The following is a 22,325-nucleotide window of genomic DNA, read 5'->3' as shown; positions in this document are numbered from 1 at the left end:
AGGACTGCTAGCTATGCAACTGATCCACTGCCCTTGGTGCGGCCCCCGCGAGGAGGTCGAGTTCCACTACGGCGGCCAGGCCGACGTCTCCTACCCGGAGACCCCTGCCGATCTGTCGGACCAGGAGTGGGCCGAGTTCGTGTTCTACCGCGACAACAACAAGGGGCCGTTCCCCGAGCGGTGGTGCCACAGCACGGGCTGCCGACGTTGGTTCAACGCCGTCCGGGACACCCGCACGTACGAATTCCTCGCCGTCTACAAGGTCGGTGAACCAGTGCCCATCGTTCCCGGCGTGGAATCGACGAAGTCGGAGGTGCGCGCATGAGCCGGATTGATGGGTACGGGCGCATTGACCGCAGCCGTACGCTGACCTTCACCTTCGACGGGCGCACCTACACCGGTCACCCGGGCGACACCTTGGCCTCCGCCCTGCTGGCCAACGACGTCCACCACATCGGCACCAGCGTGAAGCTGGGGCGGCCGCGCGGGATCGGCGCAGCGTGGACCGAGGACCCGACGGGCCTGGTGCAGATCGAGGAGCCCTTCCCGGAACCGATGCTGCAAGCGGCCGCGGTCGAGCTGACCGACGGGCTGGTGGCTCGCGGCGTCAACGGTCAGGGGCGCCTCGCCGAGGAACCCGATCCCGCGCGCTACGACCGCAAGCACACGCACGTCGACACCCTGGTGATCGGCGCCGGCCCGGCGGGGCTGCTCGCCGCGCGCAGCGCCGCCCGCGCCGGGGAGAGCGTCGTCCTGGTCGACGATCGTGCTACCGCTGGCGGCAGTCTGACCGGTGCGGAGCGGATCGACGGACGGCCGGCGCTGGACTTCGTGGCGGAGGTCGTCGCCGAGCTGGCCGCGAACCCGGAGGTCCTGCACCTGCAGCGCACCACGGCCTTCGGCCAGTACGACGACGGGTTCGTGCTCGCCCTGGAGCGCCGCACCGACCACCTCGGTTCCGCAGCGTCCGCGAATCGCAGTCGGCAGCGGGTGCACCGCATCCGCGCGCTGAAGGTGGTCGTCGCGGCCGGTGCGCACGAGCGTCCGATCGTGTTCGAGAACAACGACCTCCCCGGAATCATGCTCGCGTCGGCGGCGCGGGACTACCTGCACCGCTACGGCGTGCTCGCGGGACGGCAGGTCGTCGTGTTCACCAGCGACGACTCCGCCTACTCCGCGGCGATCGACCTCTCCAGCGCCGGTGCGGACGTGAAGGTCCTCGACGCCAGGGACGAACTGCCGCCGGAGTGGGCGGCGCGTGCGGCGGAACGGGGTGTCGAGGTTTCGGCGTCCACAGTGGTCATCGGCGCTGAAGGCGAGGAGCACGTCAGCGCGGTGGTCGCGCGCAACGCCGACGGCGAGGTGCGAATCCCCGCCGACCTGCTGCTCGTCTCGGGTGGTTGGAACCCGGCGGTGCACCTGTTCAGCCACGTCAAGGGCGCGTTGGCCTACGACGCCTCGCTCGGTTCCTTCCGGCCGTCCGGGAGCTTGCCCGGCATCACGGTGATCGGTGCTGCCAACGGCACCCTCGACCAGGCCGGCGTCGTGCAGGACGGGGCCGGTGCGGAGGCGCCGGCGGTCGACTCGGAGCCGTCCCGCACGCCGACGAAGGTGATCTGGCGGACCGACGGCGACCCGGACAAGCAGTTCGTCGACATCCAGCGCGACGCCACGGTGAGCGACATCGCCCGCGCGGTCGGTGCCGGGTTGCACTCGGTCGAGCACGTCAAGCGCTACACCACGATCGGTACTGCTCATGACCAGGGCAAGACCTCCGGCGTGATCGCTTCTGGCATCACCGCCGAACTGCTGGGCCGTCCGATCGAGGAACTGGGCACCACGACCTTCCGGCCGCCGTACACACCGGTCGCCTTCGCGGCTCTGGCCGGGCGGGAACGCGGCAACCTGTTCGACCCCGAGCGGATCACCGCGGTGCACTCCTGGCACGTCGACGCCGGCGCGGTGTTCGAAGACGTGGGTCAGTGGAAGCGAGCCCGCTACTACCCGGAGCCCGGCGAGGACATGGACACCGCTGTGCTGCGGGAGTGCGCGGCGACGCGGAGCGGTGTCGGCATCCTCGACGGCTCCACGCTGGGCAAGATCGACGTCCAGGGCCCGGATTCCGGTGTGTTCCTCGACCGGATCTACACGAACATGATGAGCACCCTCAAGGTCGGCCGGGTGCGCTACGGCGTCATGTGCGGCAACGACGGCATGATCATCGACGACGGCACGGTGCTGCGCATCGACGAGAACCGCTTCCTGGTCACCACGACCACCGGCGGAGCGGCGATGGTCCTGGACTGGATGGAGGAGTGGCTCCAGACGGAGTGGCCGGAGCTGCGGGTGCACCTCGCGTCGGTCACCGAGCAGTGGGCGGTCTTCCCGGTCGTCGGGCCGCGTTCGCGCGAGGTGGTCGGCGAGGTGTTCCCCGAGCTGGACGTGTCCAACGACGCGTTCCCGTTCATGTCGTGGCAGGACACCACCCTCGACGGCGTTCCCGTCCGAGTCGCCCGGATCTCGTTCTCCGGCGAGCTGGCCTACGAGGTCAACGTCAACTCCTGGTACGGGCTTTCGCTGTGGAAGCGGTTGCTGGAGGCGGGGAAGCGCTTCGGCATCACGCCGTACGGCACCGAGACGATGCACGTGCTGCGCGCCGAGAAGGGCTACCCGATCATCGGGCAGGACACCGACGGCACGGTCGCGCCCCAGGACCTCGGCATGAACTGGGTGGTGTCGAAGAAGAAGGAAGACTTCATCGGCAAGCGCTCGTTCTCCCGGGCCGAGAACCTGAACCCGCTGCGGAAGCAACTCGTCTCCCTGCTCCCGACGGATCGGCGCACCAAGTTGCGCGAAGGCTCGCAGATCGTGGAACTCCGCGCGGACGGGACCCTTCCCGAACCGCCGGTCCCGATGCTCGGCCACGTCACGTCCAGCTACCACAGCGCTGAGCTCGGCCGGCCGTTCGCGCTGGCGCTGGTGAAGAACGGCCGCGCCCGCGTCGGCGACCTGGTGCACGTCCCGGTGGACGGCGCGCTCGTCGAGGCGGAGATCGGCGAAACCGTGCTGGTGGACCCGGAAGGAGCACGCCGAGATGGCTGAAACCCTGTGCGCGACGCACCCCCTGGAAGCCTGGAAGCACGCGCTGGCCGCGCTGACCTGGGCGATCGACGGGCTGGTGGTCAAACCCGAGGAACTCGTGTCCGCGGTGGACCTGCGCATCGACGCCACCGGCCCGGGTGCCGCGGCGGTGGAGCACGCGTTGGGCTCGGCGCTGCCCGTCGAACCCAACACCTGGACCTCCACGCCCGAGGGCCAGATCGTCTGGCTGGGCCCGGACGAATGGCTCGTGACGAGCACCGTCTCCCGCCCGCACGAGCTGGAGGATTCGCTCATCAAGGTCGTGTCCGCTCACGACGGCGCGGCCGTGGACGTGTCCGCGCAGCGCACCTCGATCCGGCTGAGCGGCGGGCTGGCACGCGAACTGCTGTCGTTCGGGTGCTCGATCGACCTGCGACCCGCTGCGTTCCCGAAGGGATCGAGCGCGCAGACCGGCATCGGCCAGACCGGGGTGCTGATCCTCGCCCTGGGCGGCGACGACTTCCGGCTCTTCGCCCGGCCGTCGTTCGCCGGGTACCTCGCGGACTGGCTGCTCGACACGGCCGAGGAATTCCGCACCACCAAGTAGCACGAGGTCGGCCGTGATCGTGGGCACGGCCGACCTCCCACCCCCCAAGCACCCTCCGCGCGGTCACCGCAGACCGTCCAGTTAAGGAGAGCCCGCCATGAGCACCACCCCTCGTGTCGTCATCATCGGCGCCGGGATCGTCGGCGCCAATCTGGCTGACGAGCTCACCGAGCGCGGCTGGACCGAGGTCACCGTCCTCGACCAGGGACCGCTGCCCCTCACCGGTGGCTCGACCTCGCACGCACCCGGCGTCGTCTTCCAGACCAGCCCCTCCAAGACCATGACCGAGTTCGCGACCTACACGGTCGAGAAGTTCAAGAACATCGAGGTGGACGGCGACCGGTGCTTCAACCAGGTCGGCGGACTCGAAATCGCGACCACCCCGGAACGGCTCGCGGACCTGCACCGCAAGCAGGGCTGGGCGACCTCGTGGGGTGTCCCCGCCGAGGTCGTCGGGCCGGAGCGGTGCGCGGAGCTGCACCCGCTGCTCGACCCCGAGCGCGTTCTCGGCGGTCTCCACACGCCGACGGACGGACTCGCCAAGTCACCTCGAGCCGTCGCTGCCCTCATCCGCCGCGCTGAGGCCCGCGGAGCGGTGTTCCGCGGTTCCACCTGCGTGACGGAGGTCTTGCAGCAGGGCGGCCGCGTCACCGGGGTGCGCACGAGCGGCGGCGAGGAGATAGCCGCGGACATCGTCGTCTCCTGCGCCGGTTTCTGGGGCAAGGCCGTCGGCGAGCTGGTCGGGATGAAGGTGCCGCTGCTCCCGCTGGCCCACCAGTTCGCGCGCACCGGGCAGATCGCCGAGCTCGTCGGGCGCAACGACGAGCAGACCGAGGCGAGCCTGCCCGCCCTCCGCCACCAGGACCGCGATCTCTACTTCCGGGAGTACAACGACTGCCTCGGCATCGGCAGCTACGCCCACCGCCCGATGCCCGCGCGGCTGTCGGAGCTGCCCGAGGTCGACGGCGACGACGTCAGCGAGGCGGCGATGCCCTCGATGCTGCCGTTCACCGAGGAGGACTTCGCAGCCTCGTGGGAGCACAGCAAGGAGCTGCTCCCGTCGCTGCGGAACGCGAAGATCGACTCCGGGTTCAACGGGATCTTCTCCTTCACCCCCGACGGCGGACCGCTGGTCGGCGAGTCGCCGGACGTCGCCGGGTTCTGGGTCGCCGAAGCCGTGTGGGTGACCCACTCCGCCGGTGTCGCCCGCGCCGTCGCCCAGCTGCTGGTGAACGGCCGCAGCGAGACCGAGCTCCACGGGTGCGACGTCAACCGGTTCGACGAGATCCAGACGACCGATGCCTACGTCGACGAGACCTCGCAGCAGAACTTCGTGGAGATCTACGACGTCCGGCACCCGCTGCAGCCGAAGTTCTCACCGCGGGACCTGCGGGTGAGCCCGTTCCACGCGCGGCAGAAGGAACTGGGCGCGTTCTTCCTGGAGTCGCACGCGTGGGAACGGCCGCACTGGTACGAGGCCAACGCCCGCCTGGTGAAGGAGCTGCCGACCGAGTGGCAGCCGCCGTCGCGCGACGCGTGGTCGGCGATGTTCCACTCGCCGATCGCGGCGGCCGAGGCGTGGAAGACCCGCACCGCGGTCGCCATGTACGACATGACCTCGCTCAAGCGCATCGAGGTCAGCGGGCCCGGGGCGGTCGCGTTCCTGCAGCGGCTGACCACCGGCAAGATGGACAAGTCGGTCGGCTCGGTGACCTACGCCCTGATGCTCGACGCGGCCGGCGGCGTTCGCTCCGACGTCACCGTCGCCAGGCTCGGCGAGCAGCTGTTCCAGGTCGGGGCCAACAGCAACCTCGACGTGGACTACTTCCTGCGCGAGGCCCCGGACGACGGCAGCGTCCAGATCCGCGACATCACCGGCGGTACGTGCTGCATCGGCGTGTGGGGGCCGCTCGCCCGGGACCTGGTGCAGCCCTTGAGCGGCGACGACTTCTCCCACGAGGCGCTGAAGTACTTCCGCCTCAAGCACGCGCACATCGCCGGCATCCCGGTCACCGCGATGCGGCTGTCCTACGTGGGCGAACTCGGCTGGGAGATCTACACCAGCGCCGAGTACGGCCAGCGGCTCTGGGACGCGCTGTGGGAAGCCGGGCAGCCGCTGGGCGTCATCGCCGCGGGGCGTGCCGCGTTCAACAGCCTCCGCCTCGAGAAGGGCTACCGGTCGTGGGGCAGTGACATGACCACCGAGCACAACCCGTACGAGGCCGGGCTCGGATTCGCCCTGAACAAGAAGAAGACCGAGTACGTCGGCTACGACGCGGTCGCCGACCTCAGCGCTGACACCGTCACCCGCCGCCTTTCGTGCCTGACCGTCGACGACGGCCGCAGCGTGGTGCTGGGCAGCGAACCGGTCTTCGTCGACGGCGAGCCCGCCGGCTACGTGACGTCGGCAGCTTTCGGCCACACGATCGGCAAGCCGATCGCCTACGCATGGCTGCCCGCATCGGCCACGCCGGGGACTTCGGTGGAAATCCAGTACTTCGACCGGAAGGTGCGCGCCACCGTCGCCGTCGAACCGCTGGTCGACCCGGAGATGACCCGCATTCGCCGCTGATCCCAGAGCCGGGGTGCGCGGTCTGAAGCGGTCAGTGGCCGCGCACCCCACCCGATTCCGCAGTCCTGCACCACTTTCCAGCCCGCCGAGAAGGAAGACCGATGCCATGCGCAGGGAAACCCTCGAAAGTTTTCTGGGCTCGCTCGCAGCCCGGGTAGCGGCCCCGGGCGGTGGGGCGAGCGCCGGGTTGCACGCTGCTCAGGCCGCCGCACTGGTCGGGATGGTCGCCCGCTACAGCGACGGCGAGAAGTACTCCGAGCACGCCGCGACGATCACCGCGGTGCGGAACGACACCGACGAGCTCCGCGAGCTCGCACTGACGCTGGCCGAAGACGATGCCTCCGCTTTCGGAGCGGTCGGGGCGGCCTACGCGCTCCCGCGGTCCACCGACGAGCAGAAGGACATCCGGTCGCGTGCGATCGCGGCGGCCCTGATCGAGGCCGGCCGGGTGCCCGCGAGGGTGGTCGCGGTCGCCGAGCAGGTCGTCGGCCTGGCCGAGCAGTTGCTCCCGGTCGGAAACCGCAACGTCATCAGCGACATCGCTGCTGCTGCGGAAGCAGCCCGCGCCGCGGCGACCACCGCGCGCGTCAACGTGGAGGTCAACCTCAACGGGATCAGCGGCGCCGAGGAGCGCGCCGAGCTGATCGCCGCCATCGCCGAAGTCGACGACATCGCCGCGCGCGCGGACAAGGTCACCGCCGCAGTACGGGAGGTAATCGGACGATGACCGGACAACTCGTTTCCGACGAGCCGACCACGGCGGTGCTCAGCGGGACTGCGCTCGCCAAGGAGATCCGCGCCGGCGTGACAGCGGCAGCGGAAGCACTCGCGGGAGCCGGCACACCGCCGCGCTTGGCGGTGGTCGTGGCCACGGACGACGAATCCACCGCCTGGTACGTCCGCTCGATCGCGAACGCCGCGTCCAAGACCGGAATCCGGTGCGACATCGTCGATCTCGGCCCTGCGGCGACGCCCGACCAGATCCGCGGCCGGCTCACCGCGCTGAGCGCGGACACGTCGGTGCACGGGATCATGCTGCAGACCCCGCTGCCCAGCGGAGCGTCCGTCGAGGACCTGGCGGCTTCGATCGCCCCGGAGAAGGACGTGGACGGCGCCAATCCGGTGTCGCTGGGGCGGCTCAGCGCCGGCCTGCCCGCTTTCGTGCCGGCGACCGCCGCGGCGGTGATGGAACTGCTGGACCACTACGAGATTCCGCTGGCCGGGCGCCGGGCCGTCGTCGTCGGACGCTCCAACGTGGTCGGCAAACCCGCGGCCCAGCTGCTGCTGCAGCGCGATGCGACCGTGACCGTGTGCCACCGCCACACCCGTGATCTCGCCGCGCACACCCGTCCCGCCGAGATCCTCGTGGTGGCCGTCGGCCGGATCGGCTTGATCGGTGCTGAGCACGTCAACCCCGATGCCGTCGTGATCGATGTGGGAACCAACCCGACCGCTGACGGCGGTTTGGCCGGTGACGTGGACGAGCTCGAAGTGGCTGGTTCGGTGGCCGGGTTGACCCCGGTGCCCGGCGGAGTCGGGCCGGTGACGACAGCGCTGCTGCTGCGGCACGTGGTCGAATCGGCTTCGCGGAGCTCGGCATGACCGGCCCGCTGGCAACTGCCGTCGACTCGAGGGTTCCCGCAGCCGCGGTCGGGAAATTGCTGCGAATGCTCCGCGGTCCGCGCAAGCTGGTGTGCGGAATCCTCAACGTCACACCGGATTCGTTCTCCGACGGCGGCGCCTACTGGCACAGCGGCGCCGCCGTGTGGCGAGGACTCCGCTTGGTCGAAGAGGGCGCTGACATCCTCGACGTCGGCGGTGAATCCACGCGACCGGGCGCCTACCCGCCCAGCGTTGCCGAGGAGCTCGACCGCGTGGTGGGGGTCGTCGAGCAGCTGGCGCGGCGGACGGACGTTCCGCTGTCGATCGACACCTCGCGACCGGAGGTGATGCGGGAAGCCGTGGCTGCGGGCGCAACGCTGATCAACGACGTGCGCGCGCTCCGCCATCCCGGTGCGGTCGAGATGGCGGCGGATCTGGGAGTGCCGGTGTGCCTGTCGCACATGCTCCGGCCGCCGAACCTGATGCAGCGCGACCCGAGCTACGACGACGTGCTCGTCGAAGTGGCCGAGTTCCTCCGGGAGCGGATCGAGGTGTGCGTGAGCGCGGGCATCCCGCGCGAGCACATCGTGGTCGACCCGGGGTTCGGATTCGGCAAGACCCTCGAGCACAACCTCGCCTTGCTGCGGTCGCTGAGCACGTTCACCGAGCTCGACGCACCTGTGATGGCCGGCTTGTCGCGCAAGGCGATGCTCGGCCAGATCACCGGACGGCCGGTCGGGGACCGGGAGGCGGCTTCGGTCACCGCAGCCGTGCTGGCGGCGCAGCGCGGGGCGAAGGTGCTCCGGGTGCACGACGTGGCGGCCACGGCCGACGCGCTCAAGGTGCTCGACGCCGTCGAGGCCGGTGATGGGGCGGTCAGATGATCGCCCGGATCGCCTTCTCGAATCCGGTGACGTGGTCCCTGGCGATCTTCTCGGCCTTCCGGCTGTCACCGTCCGCGACCGCTCGCAGCAGGCCGACGTGCTCGTCGACGTGCCGGTCGAAATGGGTGATCCGCTCCAAGAACACGCAGAAGATCCGCGTGGCGAGGTTGTTGTAGCGAACCAGGGTGTCTTCCAGGTGGGGATTGCCCGCGGCGCGGTAGATCGAGCGGTGCACCCGCAGGTCCCACTGCATCAGCTCGTGGCGCGACTTGAGCATCGCGTCGTCGTCCTGGATGGCGTCGGCCAGCTCGGCCAGCTTGGTGCGCATGACCGCAGGCGCGTTCTCGGCGGCGCGGCGGGCGGCCAGCGGCTCGAGGTGCGTGCGGATGTCGGAGATGTAGGCGAGGTCGGTGATGTCGACACCGGTGGCGAAGGTGCCGCGGCGCGGGTAGGAGACCACCAGCCGATCCACCTCGAGGCGCTTGAGCGCCTCGCGGACGGGGGTGCGGCCGATGCCGAGGGCGTCGCTCAGGGCGAGGTCGTCGATCGGGGCCATCGGCGGGATGTCCAGCATGATCAGCTGGTCCTGGATGGCGGCGTACGCGCGCTCGGCCATCGAGGTGGGTGCTGGTTCGAGCTCGTGCGGGGCAGCGGTCACGAGAGCCATCTTAGGGGCTGAAATCCGCATGGACCTATACCACCATTTCTTAGGTGTACCTCTTGCATCAGACTGATATATTAATCCAATATCTCATGGTATCGACGCGACCAGGGAGCCGCCGATGACCATCTCCGTGTTCGACCTGTTCAAGGTCGGGATCGGGCCTTCGAGCTCGCACACGGTCGGCCCGATGCGGGCCGCTCATCTGTTCGCCACACGGCTCCGCGAGTCCGGAATGCTGGACCGGGCAACGCGCGTGCGGTGCGAACTCTTCGGATCGCTCGGTGCCACCGGGCACGGGCACGGAAGCGTCAAGGCCGTGGTGCTCGGACTGGCCGGCGAGCAACCGCACCTGGTCGACCCGGTGGCCGCCGACCCCGCGGTCCAGCGGGTGCGCGAGGAGCGCCGGATCGAGCTCGGCGGAAAGCACGAGATCGCGTTCTCCGTCGATGACGACGTGGTCCTGCACCGCCGGAAGCGGCTCGACTTCCACAGCAACGGCATGGTGTTCGCGGCCTTCGGCGCGGACGGCAGCGAGCTCGACCGGCGCGAGTACTACTCGGTCGGCGGCGGATTCGTGCTCGACGAGGACGAGACGGGACGACCGGTGCTCGTCGAGGACCAAACGCCGGTTCGGTACGCGTTCACCACCGGCGACGAGCTTCTCGCGTTGACGAAGGTGACCGGGCTGGGCATCAGCGACATCATGCTCGCCAACGAGCTGTCCTGGCGGTCGGAGGAGGAGATCCGCGCCGGACTCCTGCACATCTGGTCGGTGATGCGCGAGTGCGTGGACCGCGGCACGCACACCGAGGGGACGCTGCCCGGCGGGCTCAAGGTCCGCCGTCGCGCTGCGAAGCTGCTGGCGCAGCTGGAGGTCAACGGGAACGAAGCAGACCCGCTGCACGCGATGGAGTGGGTCATGCTGTTCGCGCTCGCGGTGAACGAGGAGAACGCGGCGGGCGGCCGCGTGGTCACCGCCCCGACCAACGGAGCGGCCGGGATCGTGCCGGCAGTGCTGCACTACGGCCAGAAGTTCCTGCCCGAGTTCGACGACGACGACGTCGTGCGGTTCTTGCTGACCGCAGGGGCCATCGGCGTGCTGTTCAAGGAGAACGCGTCCATCTCCGGCGCTGAGGTCGGTTGCCAGGGGGAGGTCGGTTCGGCGTGCTCGATGGCCGCCGCCGGGCTCGCCGAGATCATCGGCGGTACCCCGGAGCAGGTGGAGAACGCCGCCGAAATCGGCATCGAGCACAACCTGGGACTGACCTGCGACCCGGTCGGCGGGCTGGTGCAGATCCCCTGCATCGAGCGGAACGCGGTCGCATCGGTCAAAGCGATCACCGCGGCCCGGATGGCGGTGCGCGGCGATGGCGCGCACCACGTGTCGCTGGACAAGGCGATCAAGACGATGCGCGAGACCGGCGCGGACATGAAGGACAAGTACAAGGAGACCGCCCGCGGCGGGCTGGCTCTCAACATCGTGGAGTGCTGAGGAGATCCGCATGAGTCACACCTTCACCCTCACCTTGAGCTGCCCGAACCGCACGGGCATCGTCCGCGCCGTCAGCGGCTACCTGTTCGAGCGCGGTTGCGACATCGGTGAGCACCAGCAGTTCGACGACGCCGTGCGCGACCGGCTGTTCATGCGCACCCAGGTCACGGCGCCGGAGGGCGTCGACCTGGAGGAGATGTCGCGCGAGTTCGCGCCGGTGGCCGCCGAGTTCCAGATGACCTACGAGTTCAGCGCCAACGCGAACGCCCGGATCCTGGTCATGGTCTCGAAGCTCGGCCACTGCCTGAACGACCTGATCTTCCGCTGGCGGGCCGGGAGCCTCGGCGCCGACATCGTCGCGGTGGTGTCCAACCACGAGGACCTGCGCCCGATGGCGGATGCCGCCGGCTTGCCCTTCGTGCACGTCCCGGTCACCCCGGAGACGAAGGAAGCCGCGGAGGCGCGCCTGCTGCAGCTGGTGGACGAGTACGACGCCGAACTGGTGGTGCTGGCGCGGTACATGCAGATCCTCTCCGACGAGACGAGCAAGGCCCTGCACGGCCGCGCCATCAACATCCACCACTCCTTCCTGCCGGGCTTCAAGGGCGCCAAGCCCTACCACCAGGCGTACGACCGCGGCGTGAAGCTGGTCGGTGCCACCGCGCACTACGTCACCTCCGACCTGGACGAGGGGCCGATCATCGAGCAGGAGGTCATCCGGATCGACCACACCTACGACCCCCGTGCGCTGCAAACCGTGGGACGTGACGCCGAAGCGCTAGCGCTGTCCCGCGCGGTGCGCTGGCACTGCGAGCGCCGGGTGCTGCTCAACGGCCACAGCACTGTCGTCTTCCCATGACCGCTGTGACGCCGGGTCGTTGACCGGCGCAACTGAAGATGCCGCGTCGGCACCGGATTGTGCCTCGTGCACGAGTTTTTTTCGCGCTACCAACCGATTTCGACCCGCTGAGCTCGCACGGAGCGAGAGCGCGTCGGCCGCGTCCGAGCCGGCGCGCGTTCACGCCAGTCGGCTCTCTTGAACGAGATGTGTTGTCCCACCACGAGAATGAGGTTGCCATGACGACGACCGGACCGACCGAGACCGGGTTGACCGAGAGCCTGCTGCCCACCCTGTCCGGCCAGTACTACACCGATCCGGCGATCTTCTCGCTGGAGCAGTCCCGGATCTTCGAGAAGCAGTGGTTCTGCGCGGTCCGCAGCGGCGACCTGGTCGAGCCGGGTGCGTTCCAGACCGTGCAGATCGGGCGGGAGAGCGTGCTCATCGCCCGCGACCGGCGCGGCGGGCTCAACGCGTTCCTGAACGTGTGCCGGCACCGCGGGGCGCGGTTGTGCACCGAGGAGCAGGGGCAGGTGAAGCGTTCCTTCCAATGTCCCTACCACGCCTGGACGTACGGGCTGGACGGAACCTTGGTGGCAGCGCCGAACCTCACCAGCATGCCGGACGTGGACCGCACCGAGTTCGGGCTGACGCGGCTGCACCTGCGCGAGTGGCTCGGCTACGCCTGGGTGTGCCTGGCCGAGGAGCCGCCGTCCTTCGAGGACACCGTGATCGCCGACGTGGGTGAACGGCTCGGCGACGCCGGGGAGATCGACGCCTACGACATCGCAGCGCTGAGCCTGGGCAAGCGGATCCACTACGACGTCAAGGCGAACTGGAAGCAGATCATCGAGAACTTCATGGAGTGCTACCACTGCGCGACGATCCACCCGGAGCTCACCGAGGTGCTCCCCGAGTTCGCCGACGGCTTCGCGGCCCAGTACTACGTCGGGCACGGCGCGGAATTCGGTTCGGACGTCGAAGGGTTCACGGTGGACGGCAGCGAGGGGCTCGAGCGGCTGCCCGGGGTCGGCGAGCACCAGGACCGCCGCTACTACGCGATCACCGTCAAACCGCAGGTGTTCATCAACCTGGTGCCGGACCACGTGATCCTGCACCGGATGTTCCCGGTGGCACCGGACCGCACGCTGATCGAGTGCGACTGGCTCTACCTGCCCGAGGTCGTCGAATCGGGTCGCGACTTGTCGCGCTCGGTGGAGCTGTTCGACCGGGTCAACCGGCAGGATTTCGACGCGTGCGAACGCTGCCAGCTGTCGATGGACTCGAGCGCCTACGCCCAGGGCGGCGTGTTCGTGCCCAGCGAGCACCACATCGCGGCCTTCCACGAGTGGGTCCAGGACCAGATCGGCGAGACCAAGGCGTAATTGCAATGAGGTTTTTCCATCCTCGTTCTGCGTGGCGGTGCGGGTAGCGGAACCTCAGCGCCCGCCTGGTCTGCGGGTGCCCGACTTTATGTATGCCTCGCCACGCGGTGCCGGTTGCGCTTCGCGGTCGCAGTCCGGGCAGGATGAAAAAGGCTCAATGTGAGTGAAGTCCACTGCGAATCCCCGTCATGGCGGTGTCATGTCGGGGATTCGCAGTGGAATTCAGACGCAGCGCCGAGAGCGTTGTTGCTGGCCACGTTATTGACGAGGTGGGCGGTCGAATCATCAGGTAGCCTGGTGTCGTGCTCGGGCAGAAGCGATTTCTCGACCCCCGGCCGGGACACGGCCGCGGGGTCTTCTGCGTGCGCCGATAGCACTCCAGGTCTCCGCAGGCACGGCCGGGGGAAGTTCGCATCCTTCGCCGGCCCGCAACCGTTTCGGAGACCTTCCCATGTCGCATGCCGACTTCCTGACCCCTGACCAGCTTTCCCGCGCGCTGAACATGCGCGACCTCACCGATCCCGCTCAGGGCGGACACGCCGTTCAAGCCCTTCTCGGCGCTGTGGTGAGCGCGTTGCAGACGGAGTGGGGCAGCACGGTCCGCTACGTGCGCAACTCACCGATCGTGCCGGTGCGGGAGAACTACGACCGCCTCGGCTACGACGCCGGTGACGTCACCCGCGCCCGCCGATATACCCGCTACATCAGCCCGACCGTGATGCTGCGCCGCCACACGAGCGCAGAGCTGCCGGTCGCGCTCGAAGACTACGCAGGCCGGACCGGAGTCGATGAGCTGATCGTGGCTCCTGGTCTCGTCTACCGCCGCGACGTGGTCGACCGCAGCCACGTCGGCGAGCCGCACCAGGTGGATCTCTGGCGTCGTCCTGCGGGCCGTCGACCGCACGGTCATCTCGGACCAGGCCAACGTGATCCGCAACAGGATCTACCGCGCCGTGCACGAGGGGCCGGTGATGGAGGTGATCTGAGCGCCGCGGGAGAGACGAAGCGCAACAGCTGACGAGGTGCCTCGCGTGGAACGAGGCACCTCGTCGCGGACGTCGGTCGCTAGCTCCTCCCGGATTTTTCGGTCTGATCCTCCACTGCCGCGGGGGATCCGGGGAGCGGTTCGTTGGCGGATTCCTTGGTGAACCACATCGAGATCGCGCCGATGGCACCGGCGCCCATGAGGTACCAGGCCGGCCACATGACGTCGCCGGTGGTGGCGATCAGCGCGGTCATGACCGAGGCGACGGTCCCGCCGAACAGGGACACCGAGGTGTTGAAGGAGATGGACAGCGCGCCCTGGCGGACACCGGTCGGGAACAGGGCCGGCAGCGTCGAAGGCATGGTGGCGCTGAACACCACCAGCATCAGGCCCATGATCAGGAGTCCGGTGAAGACAGTTCCGGTCGTGTTGTGCTGGATGAGCAGCACGGACGGGACCGAGAGCACCACCAGGGCGATGCATCCGCTGAGGATCACGGGTTTGCGGCCGACGCGGTCCGAGTACCGCCCGATGGAGGTGATGACCACCAGCATGATCACCATGACAGCGATCTGCAGCAGGTAGGACTCGGTTTCACCGATGCTCGGCGGCAATACGTCGGAGAGGTAGGTCGGCATGTAGGAGGTGAGCATGTAGTTGGTCACGTTGAACACCAGCACCAGGCCACCGCACTTCAGCATGGCCGGCCAGTGCTGCACGAAGATCGTCCGGATCGCCTTCTTGGCGTGCTGCTCCTTCTGATCGGCATCTTCGACGAGTTTCGCGAACGCGGGGGTCTCCTCCAGCTTCATGCGCAGGTACAGGCCCACGATTCCCAGCGGCCCGGAGACCAGGAACGGGATCCGCCACCCCCACGACAGCAGATCGTCGTGGGACAGCGCCGCGCTGAGGACCATGACGACGAGCGCGCCCAGGATGTAGCCGACCAGGGTGCCGAACTCCAGCCAGCTGCCCAGGAAACCACGGCGCCTGTCGGGTGCGTATTCGGCGATGAACGTCATCGCGCCGCCGTACTCGCCGCCGGTGGAGAAGCCCTGGACGAGCCGGGCGAGCAGCAGCAGCATCGGCGCGGCGACGCCGATCGTGGCGTAGCTGGGGATGATCCCGATGCAGAAGGTGCCGACCGCCATCAGGATCATCGTCGTGGCGAGCACGCGGGTGCGTCCGATCCGATCGCCGAGCGGGCCGAAGAACATCCCGCCCAGCGGCCGCACGAGGAAGGCCGCTGCGAAGGTGCCGAAGGTGGCCAGCAGCTGCGCGGTCGGGCTGGATTCCGGGTAGAAGACCTTGCCGATGGTGGTCGCCATGTAGGCGAAGACCCCGAAGTCGAACCACTCGGTGACGTTGCCGACCGCTGCTGCGGTGACCGCGCGTTTGACCAGTGCCGGGGCGACCACTGTGGAGGATTGCGGGGTGCGTTTTTCCGTTGGAACGTCCGCTGACATGGTGTTCGGCACCTGGCGCGGTGCCGCCTCCTTTCAACGATGGGTTCCTGATGGGCGATTTGGGCCGATCAGGCGAAAATTGCGTTGGAAATGGGAGAGGAGCGGATTGCGGGTGAGAGGGGCTGATGTTGCGCGATGTGCCTTCAGCTCGTTTTCGGCCGCGACGCAGCCGCTTCGCCGGCACTGGCTGTGCTGACGTGGCTCGTGAGTGAAGTTTCATTCGTTGCGCAATGGGCAACTTATCTCGCTGAATGCAACAGCTTTGCCTCGTGCGAAGGTCTTGTCAAGGGCGTCGGTGGCGCTCGGCGCACTCAGATCGTTGAACGTGAGCGTCCTGACCTGCGAAAACGCGGATCATGCGTGACAGCAGATTGATATATCAACCCGCGATCAGCGGTTCGAGATGTGGCACCAAGGGGTTGACGGTGACCCGGTGATTCCGCACGATGTGTGAACCCGGAGGCCGCTCGCGGTCACCTGCACGGGAATAAGCGCGGTTCCGCTGGAAAGCGGGCGCACCGCATTGGACATTCTGGTCACCGGTGTTCGTTCTGGACGTTCCGGCTCCTGGAGGCGAATTGCTCGCATTGATCGACAATGGGCGCAGTGCGCCGATCTTCCCCGCAATCCTGCGCGCTTTCAGCTGCGACCGAGGTGCCCGCGATGATGCGTTGTGAACCGGCGTTCAGGCCGCAGGGTCGTGTTGCGGGGTGCCGGTGTTGATCGCGATGATCTTGGGCTCGGTCAGTTGCTGCACCGCTGACTCGACGCCTTCTCTGCCGATGCCGGAGCGCTTGAAGCCGCCGAAGGGCATGGCGTCGATGCGGAAGTCAGATGTGGAGTTGATCAGCACCGCGCCGACGGTCAGGGCATTGGCGATCGTCATCGCTCGATCGATGTCCTGGGTGAAGACTCCTGCTTGCAGGCCGGTGTTCACAGCGTTCGCCGCGTCGATGGCGGCGGTCGTGTCGGTGAACGGGTCGAGCAGCACGACGGGACCGAAGACCTCGTCGGTCCGGACCCGCGCTTCGGAGGGTGCGCTGGTGAGCACGGCGGGCCGCACGAAGGTACCCCGCCGCTGACCGCCGGTGTGCAGCGTTGCGCCGCCGGTGACCGCTTCGTCGATCCAGCGCACCACGCGCTCGGCCGCGTCGGCGTCGATCATCGGTCCGACGTCGGTCGCGGGGTCGCGCTTGCTGCCGACCACCAGGTCCCGCGCCGCGCTGACGACGCGTTCGAGCACCGCGCGATAGCGGGAAGCGTGCACGAGAACCCGCTGGACCGACAGGCAGTTCTGGCCGGCGACGCCGAAAGCGCCGTCCACGACGGCGGTCGCGACCCGGTCGGGATCGGCGTCGGAGCAGACGATCAGCGCGTTGTTGCCGCCGAGCTCCATCAGGAGCTTGCGCGCCGGACCGGCCTGCGCGATGCGGTCGGCGGTGCGGGGACCACCGGTGAAGGACACCACGTCGATGCGCGGGTGGCGGACGAGCGCCTGCCCGGACGTGCGGCCCGGAACAGCGGCGATGCGGTCGCCGGGAACACCGTTGCGCAGCAGGAGTTCGACGAGCGCGAGCGCGCTCAGCGGTGTTTGCTCGGCGGGTTTGAGGACCACGGCGTTGTCCGCGACGAGGGCGGGGCCGAGCTTGTGGGCGACCAGGTTGAGCGGGTCGTTGAACGGGGTGATCGCGGCGACGATGCCGAGCGGTTCGCGGGTGTGCCAACCGGTCCAGCCCAGGCCGCGCGGGGTGTTGTCGAAAGGCACTGTTCGACCGCTGAGGCTCGCGGCGGCGTGGGCTGCCAGCTCCAAGGTCTCGACGGCGCGGGACACCTCCGCGCGGGCTTCGGAGACCGTTTTGCACCCCTCCGCGGCGATGATCGCGGTGAACCTGTCCACCGACCTCGACAGCTCGTCAGCGGTGCTTTCGAGCGCTCGGCGGCGTTGCCAGAGCGGCCAGCAGCCGGGGCGCCAGTGCTCGGCCAGGTGCGCGACGGCGCGGTCGACCTCCGCGTCGGTGGTGTCCGCGACGGACCCGACGGTCGAACCGTCCTCGGGGTCGCGCACCGGCATCCGGCGGTCGCCGTCCTGCCAGCTGCCCGCCCAGAAGCCTCCGGCCGGTGGTGTCCACACCTGGTCTTCGAGGGGTGCCGGTGCGCTGGTGGTCATCGGGACTCCTCGGTCGCCAGCGTGATCCGCGCTTCGTTCCAGTGGTGGCAACGCACCTGGTGCCCCGGCGCGATCTCCTGCGGTTGGGGGACTTCCGAGCGGCACCGCTCGGTCGCCAGCGGACATCGCGGGTGGAAGCGGCACCCCGACGGCGGATGGATCGGCGACGGCGGCTCGCCGGTCGCGGTCACCTCCGGCGGGGCTTGCGCGCAGGCCCCCGCGGAGGCCAGCAAGGTCAACGTGTACGGGTGGCAGGACCGCTCGAAAAGCACGTCCCGGTCGGCGATTTCGACGATCTGGCCGAGGTACATCACCGCGATGCGGTCGCCGATGAACCGCACCACGCGCAGGTCGTGCGAGATCATCACCATCGTCAGCTGGTGGTCGCGGCGCAGCCGGTGCAGCAGGTTCAGGATCCGCGCCTGCACCGAGGCGTCGAGCGCTGAGGTCGGCTCGTCGCAGATCAGCAGCTTCGGTCGCAGCAGCAAAGCGCGGGCGATCACCACGCGCTGCAGCTGCCCACCGGAGCATTCGGCCGGATAGCGGTCCAGGTAGCCCTGGTCCAGGCCGACCTCGGCCAGCGCCTCGGAGGCCGCCCGCACCCGCTGGTGCTTCCTGCCGATCCCGTGCTGCGCGAAGACGCTGCAGAGGCTTTCGCCGATGGTCATCCGCGGATCCATGGCGGCGTGCGGGTCCTGGAAGACCAGTTGCGCGGTGCGGGTCAGCCGCTTGCGCTCCGCCCCGCTCAGGTGGCCGACGTCCACGCCGTCGACGGCGACCCGACCGGACGTGGTGGGCGTCAGACCGAGGACGACCCGGGCGAGGGTGCTCTTGCCGGAGCCGGATTCGCCGACCAGTCCCAGCACTTCCCCGTGGCGGACCCGGAGCGTGACGCCGTCGATGGAGTGCACCCGCTCGCGAGGCCGAAAACCGCGCCGCGGCAACGGGAAGTGCTTGACGGCGTCGTCCAGGACGATGGCATCGCGGTCCTCAGCGCTCATAGCGGTTCCTTCGTCTGCTGCAGCGGAATCCAGCACCGGCTGGTGTGCCCGGGCGTGCCCGAATCGACGAGCGCCGGTTCGGCGTGCGCGCACTGGTGCTCGATGTGCGCGGACTGCGCGGTCGCGCACCGGTCCCGGAACCGGCAGCCGACCGTGATCTCCCGCGCCGAACCGGCCTGGCCCGGGATGGCGTAGAGCTCGCCCTGCGCGTTCTGCCGCAGCAGGGAGCACTCGATGAGCGCGCGGGTGTAGGGGTGTTCCGGTGCGGTGAGGATTTCCTCGGCCGGGCCCTGTTCCACGATGCGCCCGGCGTACATGACCGCGATCCGGTCGGCGATCGCGGACACCACGTTGAGGTCGTGCGAGATGAACAGCACCGACATGCCCAGCTCGCGCTTCTTCGCCGCGATGAGCCGGAGGATCTGGGCCTCGACGGTGGCGTCCAGGGCGGTGGTCGGTTCGTCGGCGATGAGCAGGCTCGGTTGCCCGGCCAGCGCCACCGCGATCATGACGCGCTGCGCGATGCCGCCGGAGAGCTGGTGCGCGTAGGAGCGGGCGCGCCGCTCGGGTTCGGGGATCCCGACGTCCCGGAGCAGTTCGACAGTCGTCCGCCGCGCCGCGGACCGGCTCATGCCGCGGAACCGGCGCAGCGGTTCGGCGATCTGCGCACCCGCGGTGCAGGTGGGGTCGAGCATCCGCTTGGGCTGCTGGAACAGGACACCGACCTGCCCGCCCCGGATCGAGTTCATCTCCTTGTCCGTCGCGCGCAGCAGGTCGTGGCCGCCGAGCACCATCTCGTCGGCGCCGGCGGTCAGCGGTGCGGGGAGCAGGCGGATGAGCGACATCGCCGTCATGCTCTTGCCGGAGCCCGACTCGCCGACGACGGCCAGGACCTCGCCCTCGCCGATGCGCAGCGAAACGCCGTCGAGGATCGGTGGGCCGGTGGGCGAACCGACCGAGAGGTTGGTGACGGTCAGCAGATCGGTCATGTCCGCCTCCCCGGTCCGGGCGGCACCTCGGAGTCGGTGTGGTGCCGCAGGGTGATCATCGCTTCCCCGAAGTGCCGGTCCAGGGCCTCCAGCACGGCCGGGCGATCGCCGGCGCTGATCAGCTTGAGCAGCTCCCGGTGTTCGTCGACGAGGTCGGTGCGCCCCTTGTAGGTGCCCAGCATCAGGTTGAGGCCGAGCCGGGTCTGGTCCGCCAGCGAGCCGTACATCAGCGAGAGGCGTTCGCTGCGCGCGGCGTTGACGATGTGCTGGTGGAAGCGCAGGTCGGCGGCCGAGACCTGGTGCCAGTCCTCGTTCTCCACGGCCTGCGCCAGCTGCTCCACCGCCTGCTCCAGGTTCGCGATCAGCGCTGCCGGGGCGCCGTGCGAGGTCAGCCGCTGCAGCGCGGCGCGTTCGAGGGCGGCGCGGGCGAAGTACAGGTCGTCCAGGTCGTCGGCGGTCAGCACCCGCACGGCGATGCCCTTGTGCGGGGTGCTGATCAGCAGACCTTCCTGCACCAGTCGTTGCAGCCCCTCGCGCACGGGCCCGCGGCTGGTGGCGAAGCGCGCGGCCAGCTCGCCCTCGTTCAGCTGGGTACCGGGCGGGTAGGCGCCCGCGATGATCCGTTCGCGGATCTGCGACGTGACGACGGCGGCCAGCGTGCGCTTCGGGACACGCGGCTCGGGCTTGCGTTTCGGCGAGCTCACGGCTGCTCCTCGATCCAGATGCATCGGCTCAACCCCGGCTGCTCCGCCGGGCGTTGATTCCCTGACCTATCAGTGTGATGCTCAGCGCGGTCGCGAAAATGGCCAAACCGGGGTAGATCACCAGCCACGACGCGCGGGTCAGGTAGGGCTGCCCGTCGGCGAGCATGGAGCCCCAGTCGGCATCCGGGGGTTGCACGCCGAGACCGAGGAAGGACAGCGCGCCGACGGTGATCAGCTTGTGCCCGAAGCGGGTCGCGGCGTGGGCGAGCAGCGGGCCGAGCACGTTCGGCAGCACGTGGCGGAACACGATGAACGACTTCGAGCAGCCGAGCGCTCTCGCGGCCTCGACGAAGTCCCGCGCGGACACCTCCAGGGCCAGCCCGCGGGCGAGCCGGGCGAACGGGGTCCACCCGCTGATCACCAGCGCCAGCACCAGGGTCAGGTAGTTCGCCCCCAGCACGGACACCAGGAACATCGCGACGATGATCTCGGGGAAGGCCAGCAGCACGTCGCTGAGGCGCATCACGAACTCGTCCAGCGCGCCACCGCGCCGCGCGCACACGATGCCGATCAACGTGCCGGACAACGCGGAGATGGCCAGCGTGATCGCCGCGATCGACACCGAGAAGCGACCGCCGTCCATCAGCCTGCTCAGCACGTCGCGGCCGAGCTGGTCGGTGCCGAGCAGGTGCTCGCCACCGGGTGGCGCCAGCCGGGCCGCCAGGTCCTGCGCGGTCGGGTCGTGCGGTGCGATCCACGGGGTCAGGGCCAGCACCAGCAGCACGGCGGCGAACACCGCGACGCCGACGCGGAGGCTCACCGGCCAGGTCCGGACGTTCGCCCAACCGCGCCTGCGGGTGAGCCGCGGGGACGAGGTTTCGGTGCGTTGCGCTTCGGGTGCGCGCAGGTGGTCGTCAAGCAGAGACATGGGCTGTCCTCACCGTCGGATTGATGCACGCGTACACCAGGTCGGTCAGCGTCGTGATGAGCACCGCCAGCCCGACCAGGCTCACGATGCCGGCCTGCAGCGCGGGGACGTCGTTGTTCACCACCGACTCGTAGAGCAACCGCCCCATGCCCGGGATGGAGAAGATCACCTCGACCACCACGGATCCGCCCAGCAGCCCGGCCAGCCACACCGAGAAGAGCGTGATCACCGGCAGCAGCGAGTTGCGCACGCCGTGCCGGAGCATCGTCGTGCCGAACGCCAGCCCGCGGGCCCGGGCCGCGGTGATGTGCGGGGATTCGAGCACCTCGATCATCGATGCCCGGGCCACCTGCGTGAAGTAGCTCATCGGCCGGAGGGCGAGGGTGATGCAGGGCAGCACCATCGACTGCGGGCCCTGCCACCCCGCGGAGGGCAGCAGCCCGAACTGCATCGCCAGGACCAGGATCAGCACCGGTGCCAGCCAGTACTCGGGGATGGCCACGAAGCCCTGCGTCACCGTGGTGATCGCGGTGTCGGTCGGCTTGCCGCGCTTGACCGCGGCGAGCGCCCCGAGCGGCAGCGCGACCAGCAGGGCCAGCAGCAGCGACGCGACGGCCAGCACCGCGGTCACCGCGAGTCCGTGCCCGATCATCTCGATGACGGGGGAGCGGCTGGTGTAGGACAGGCCGAGATCGCCGCGCAGCGCGCTGCTGAGCCAATCCCAGTACTGCACGAGCAGTGGCCGGTCCAGGCCGTACTGGTGGCGCAGGTTCTCCAGCGCGGCCGGGTCGACGTCGAGGTCGCCGACCCGGGCCCGCAGGATCTTCCGCACCGGATCCCCCGGTGTGAGGTACGGGATCAGGAAGACCGCGAACGAGACGATCACGAGCGTGCTCATCAGCACGATGAGCCGTTTGACGACGTAGAACACGGCACGCCCCCTTTCCGCTGCTGGTAGGG

General features: G+C 69.1%; 19 protein-coding genes. 11 read left to right on the top strand and 8 right to left on the bottom strand.

Features of this window, described 5'->3' with window-relative positions:
• Positions 1 to 13: 13 nt before the first annotated feature.
• From ABTZ89_RS00310 to folP, 7 genes are all read left to right on the top strand, one after another.
• Complete coding sequence (locus ABTZ89_RS00310) at positions 14 to 325, top strand: sarcosine oxidase subunit delta (RefSeq protein WP_351038474.1); 312 nt, start codon at positions 14 to 16, stop codon at positions 323 to 325.
• Positions 322 to 3,102 (top strand): 2Fe-2S iron-sulfur cluster-binding protein, encoded by a 2,781-nt coding sequence (locus ABTZ89_RS00305; RefSeq protein ID WP_351038472.1) that lies wholly within the window; start codon positions 322 to 324, stop codon positions 3,100 to 3,102. Before ABTZ89_RS00310 ends, ABTZ89_RS00305 begins: the two co-directional genes overlap by 4 nt.
• A complete protein-coding gene (locus tag ABTZ89_RS00300) occupies positions 3,095 to 3,688 on the top strand; it encodes a sarcosine oxidase subunit gamma (protein WP_351038470.1) in 594 nt (197 codons plus the stop codon). Before ABTZ89_RS00305 ends, ABTZ89_RS00300 begins: the two co-directional genes overlap by 8 nt.
• A 97-nt stretch (positions 3,689 to 3,785) precedes the next feature.
• Positions 3,786 to 6,260: a GcvT family protein gene (locus ABTZ89_RS00295; protein WP_351038468.1), complete on the top strand. Its 2,475-nt coding sequence runs from the start codon at positions 3,786 to 3,788 to the stop codon at positions 6,258 to 6,260.
• A gap of 106 nt (positions 6,261 to 6,366) precedes the next feature.
• Positions 6,367 to 6,987 (top strand): cyclodeaminase/cyclohydrolase family protein, encoded by a 621-nt coding sequence (locus tag ABTZ89_RS00290; RefSeq protein ID WP_351038466.1) that lies wholly within the window; start codon positions 6,367 to 6,369, stop codon positions 6,985 to 6,987.
• Positions 6,984 to 7,862, top strand: a complete 879-nt coding sequence (locus ABTZ89_RS00285; RefSeq protein ID WP_351038464.1) for a bifunctional 5,10-methylenetetrahydrofolate dehydrogenase/5,10-methenyltetrahydrofolate cyclohydrolase — start codon at positions 6,984 to 6,986, stop codon at positions 7,860 to 7,862. Before ABTZ89_RS00290 ends, ABTZ89_RS00285 begins: the two co-directional genes overlap by 4 nt.
• Positions 7,859 to 8,746 (top strand): dihydropteroate synthase, encoded by an 888-nt coding sequence (gene folP, locus ABTZ89_RS00280; protein WP_351038462.1) that lies wholly within the window; start codon positions 7,859 to 7,861, stop codon positions 8,744 to 8,746. Before ABTZ89_RS00285 ends, folP begins: the two co-directional genes overlap by 4 nt.
• Here the strand turns inward: folP and ABTZ89_RS00275 are convergent.
• On the bottom strand, positions 8,739 to 9,413 hold the full coding sequence (locus ABTZ89_RS00275; protein ID WP_270948087.1) for a GntR family transcriptional regulator: 675 nt from the start codon (positions 9,411 to 9,413) through the stop codon (positions 8,739 to 8,741). The two genes, folP and ABTZ89_RS00275, sit on opposite strands and share 8 nt — an antisense overlap.
• Positions 9,414 to 9,528: 115 nt before the next feature.
• Here ABTZ89_RS00275 and ABTZ89_RS00270 point away from each other — a divergent pair, with 115 nt between their 5' ends.
• From ABTZ89_RS00270 to ABTZ89_RS00255, 4 genes are all read left to right on the top strand, one after another.
• Positions 9,529 to 10,902, top strand: a complete 1,374-nt coding sequence (locus tag ABTZ89_RS00270) for an L-serine ammonia-lyase (protein ID WP_351038459.1) — start codon at positions 9,529 to 9,531, stop codon at positions 10,900 to 10,902.
• 10 nt (positions 10,903 to 10,912) lie between these two features.
• On the top strand, positions 10,913 to 11,761 hold the full coding sequence (gene purU, locus ABTZ89_RS00265) for a formyltetrahydrofolate deformylase (protein WP_270948089.1): 849 nt from the start codon (positions 10,913 to 10,915) through the stop codon (positions 11,759 to 11,761).
• A 218-nt stretch (positions 11,762 to 11,979) separates the two neighbouring features.
• Positions 11,980 to 13,125, top strand: coding sequence for an aromatic ring-hydroxylating oxygenase subunit alpha (locus ABTZ89_RS00260; RefSeq protein ID WP_351038457.1), 1,146 nt, complete (start codon positions 11,980 to 11,982; stop codon positions 13,123 to 13,125).
• Between the two features lie 451 nt (positions 13,126 to 13,576).
• The gene (locus ABTZ89_RS00255) at positions 13,577 to 14,143 is read left to right on the top strand and encodes a tRNA ligase subunit PheS family protein (protein WP_351038455.1); all 567 of its coding nucleotides are present in this window, start codon (positions 13,577 to 13,579) and stop codon (positions 14,141 to 14,143) included.
• Positions 14,144 to 14,190: 47 nt separating this feature from the next.
• On the opposite strand, the gene ABTZ89_RS00250 is transcribed toward ABTZ89_RS00255, so the two are convergent.
• The 7 genes from ABTZ89_RS00250 to ABTZ89_RS00220 all read right to left on the bottom strand — a co-directional run bounded on the left by ABTZ89_RS00250 (position 14,191) and on the right by ABTZ89_RS00220 (position 22,296).
• The gene (locus ABTZ89_RS00250) at positions 14,191 to 15,528 is read right to left on the bottom strand and encodes an MFS transporter (RefSeq protein ID WP_351038453.1); all 1,338 of its coding nucleotides are present in this window, start codon (positions 15,526 to 15,528) and stop codon (positions 14,191 to 14,193) included.
• A 733-nt stretch (positions 15,529 to 16,261) separates the two neighbouring features.
• Positions 16,262 to 17,743, bottom strand: a complete 1,482-nt coding sequence (locus tag ABTZ89_RS00245; RefSeq protein WP_351038451.1) for an aldehyde dehydrogenase family protein — start codon at positions 17,741 to 17,743, stop codon at positions 16,262 to 16,264.
• On the bottom strand, positions 17,740 to 18,744 hold the full coding sequence (locus ABTZ89_RS00240; RefSeq protein ID WP_351038449.1) for an ABC transporter ATP-binding protein: 1,005 nt from the start codon (positions 18,742 to 18,744) through the stop codon (positions 17,740 to 17,742). Before ABTZ89_RS00240 ends, ABTZ89_RS00245 begins: the two co-directional genes overlap by 4 nt.
• Positions 18,741 to 19,733 carry an ABC transporter ATP-binding protein gene (locus ABTZ89_RS00235; protein ID WP_351038447.1) on the bottom strand — a complete coding sequence of 331 codons (993 nt, stop codon included), beginning with the start codon at positions 19,731 to 19,733 and terminating at the stop codon, positions 18,741 to 18,743. The genes ABTZ89_RS00240 and ABTZ89_RS00235 overlap by 4 nt, the downstream gene beginning before the upstream one ends.
• Positions 19,730 to 20,437 (bottom strand): GntR family transcriptional regulator, encoded by a 708-nt coding sequence (locus ABTZ89_RS00230; protein ID WP_351038445.1) that lies wholly within the window; start codon positions 20,435 to 20,437, stop codon positions 19,730 to 19,732. Before ABTZ89_RS00230 ends, ABTZ89_RS00235 begins: the two co-directional genes overlap by 4 nt.
• A gap of 28 nt (positions 20,438 to 20,465) precedes the next feature.
• Complete coding sequence (locus ABTZ89_RS00225) at positions 20,466 to 21,365, bottom strand: ABC transporter permease (RefSeq protein WP_270948097.1); 900 nt, start codon at positions 21,363 to 21,365, stop codon at positions 20,466 to 20,468.
• A complete protein-coding gene (locus ABTZ89_RS00220) occupies positions 21,352 to 22,296 on the bottom strand; it encodes an ABC transporter permease (protein WP_351038442.1) in 945 nt (314 codons plus the stop codon). Before ABTZ89_RS00220 ends, ABTZ89_RS00225 begins: the two co-directional genes overlap by 14 nt.
• Positions 22,297 to 22,325: the final 29 nt, after the last annotated feature.

Origin of the sequence: Saccharopolyspora sp. NPDC002686 (assembly GCF_040295745.1) — a bacterium.
GTDB lineage: Bacteria > Actinomycetota > Actinomycetes > Mycobacteriales > Pseudonocardiaceae > Saccharopolyspora > Saccharopolyspora oryzae.
This window is presented reverse-complemented; position numbering and strand designations above follow the sequence as displayed.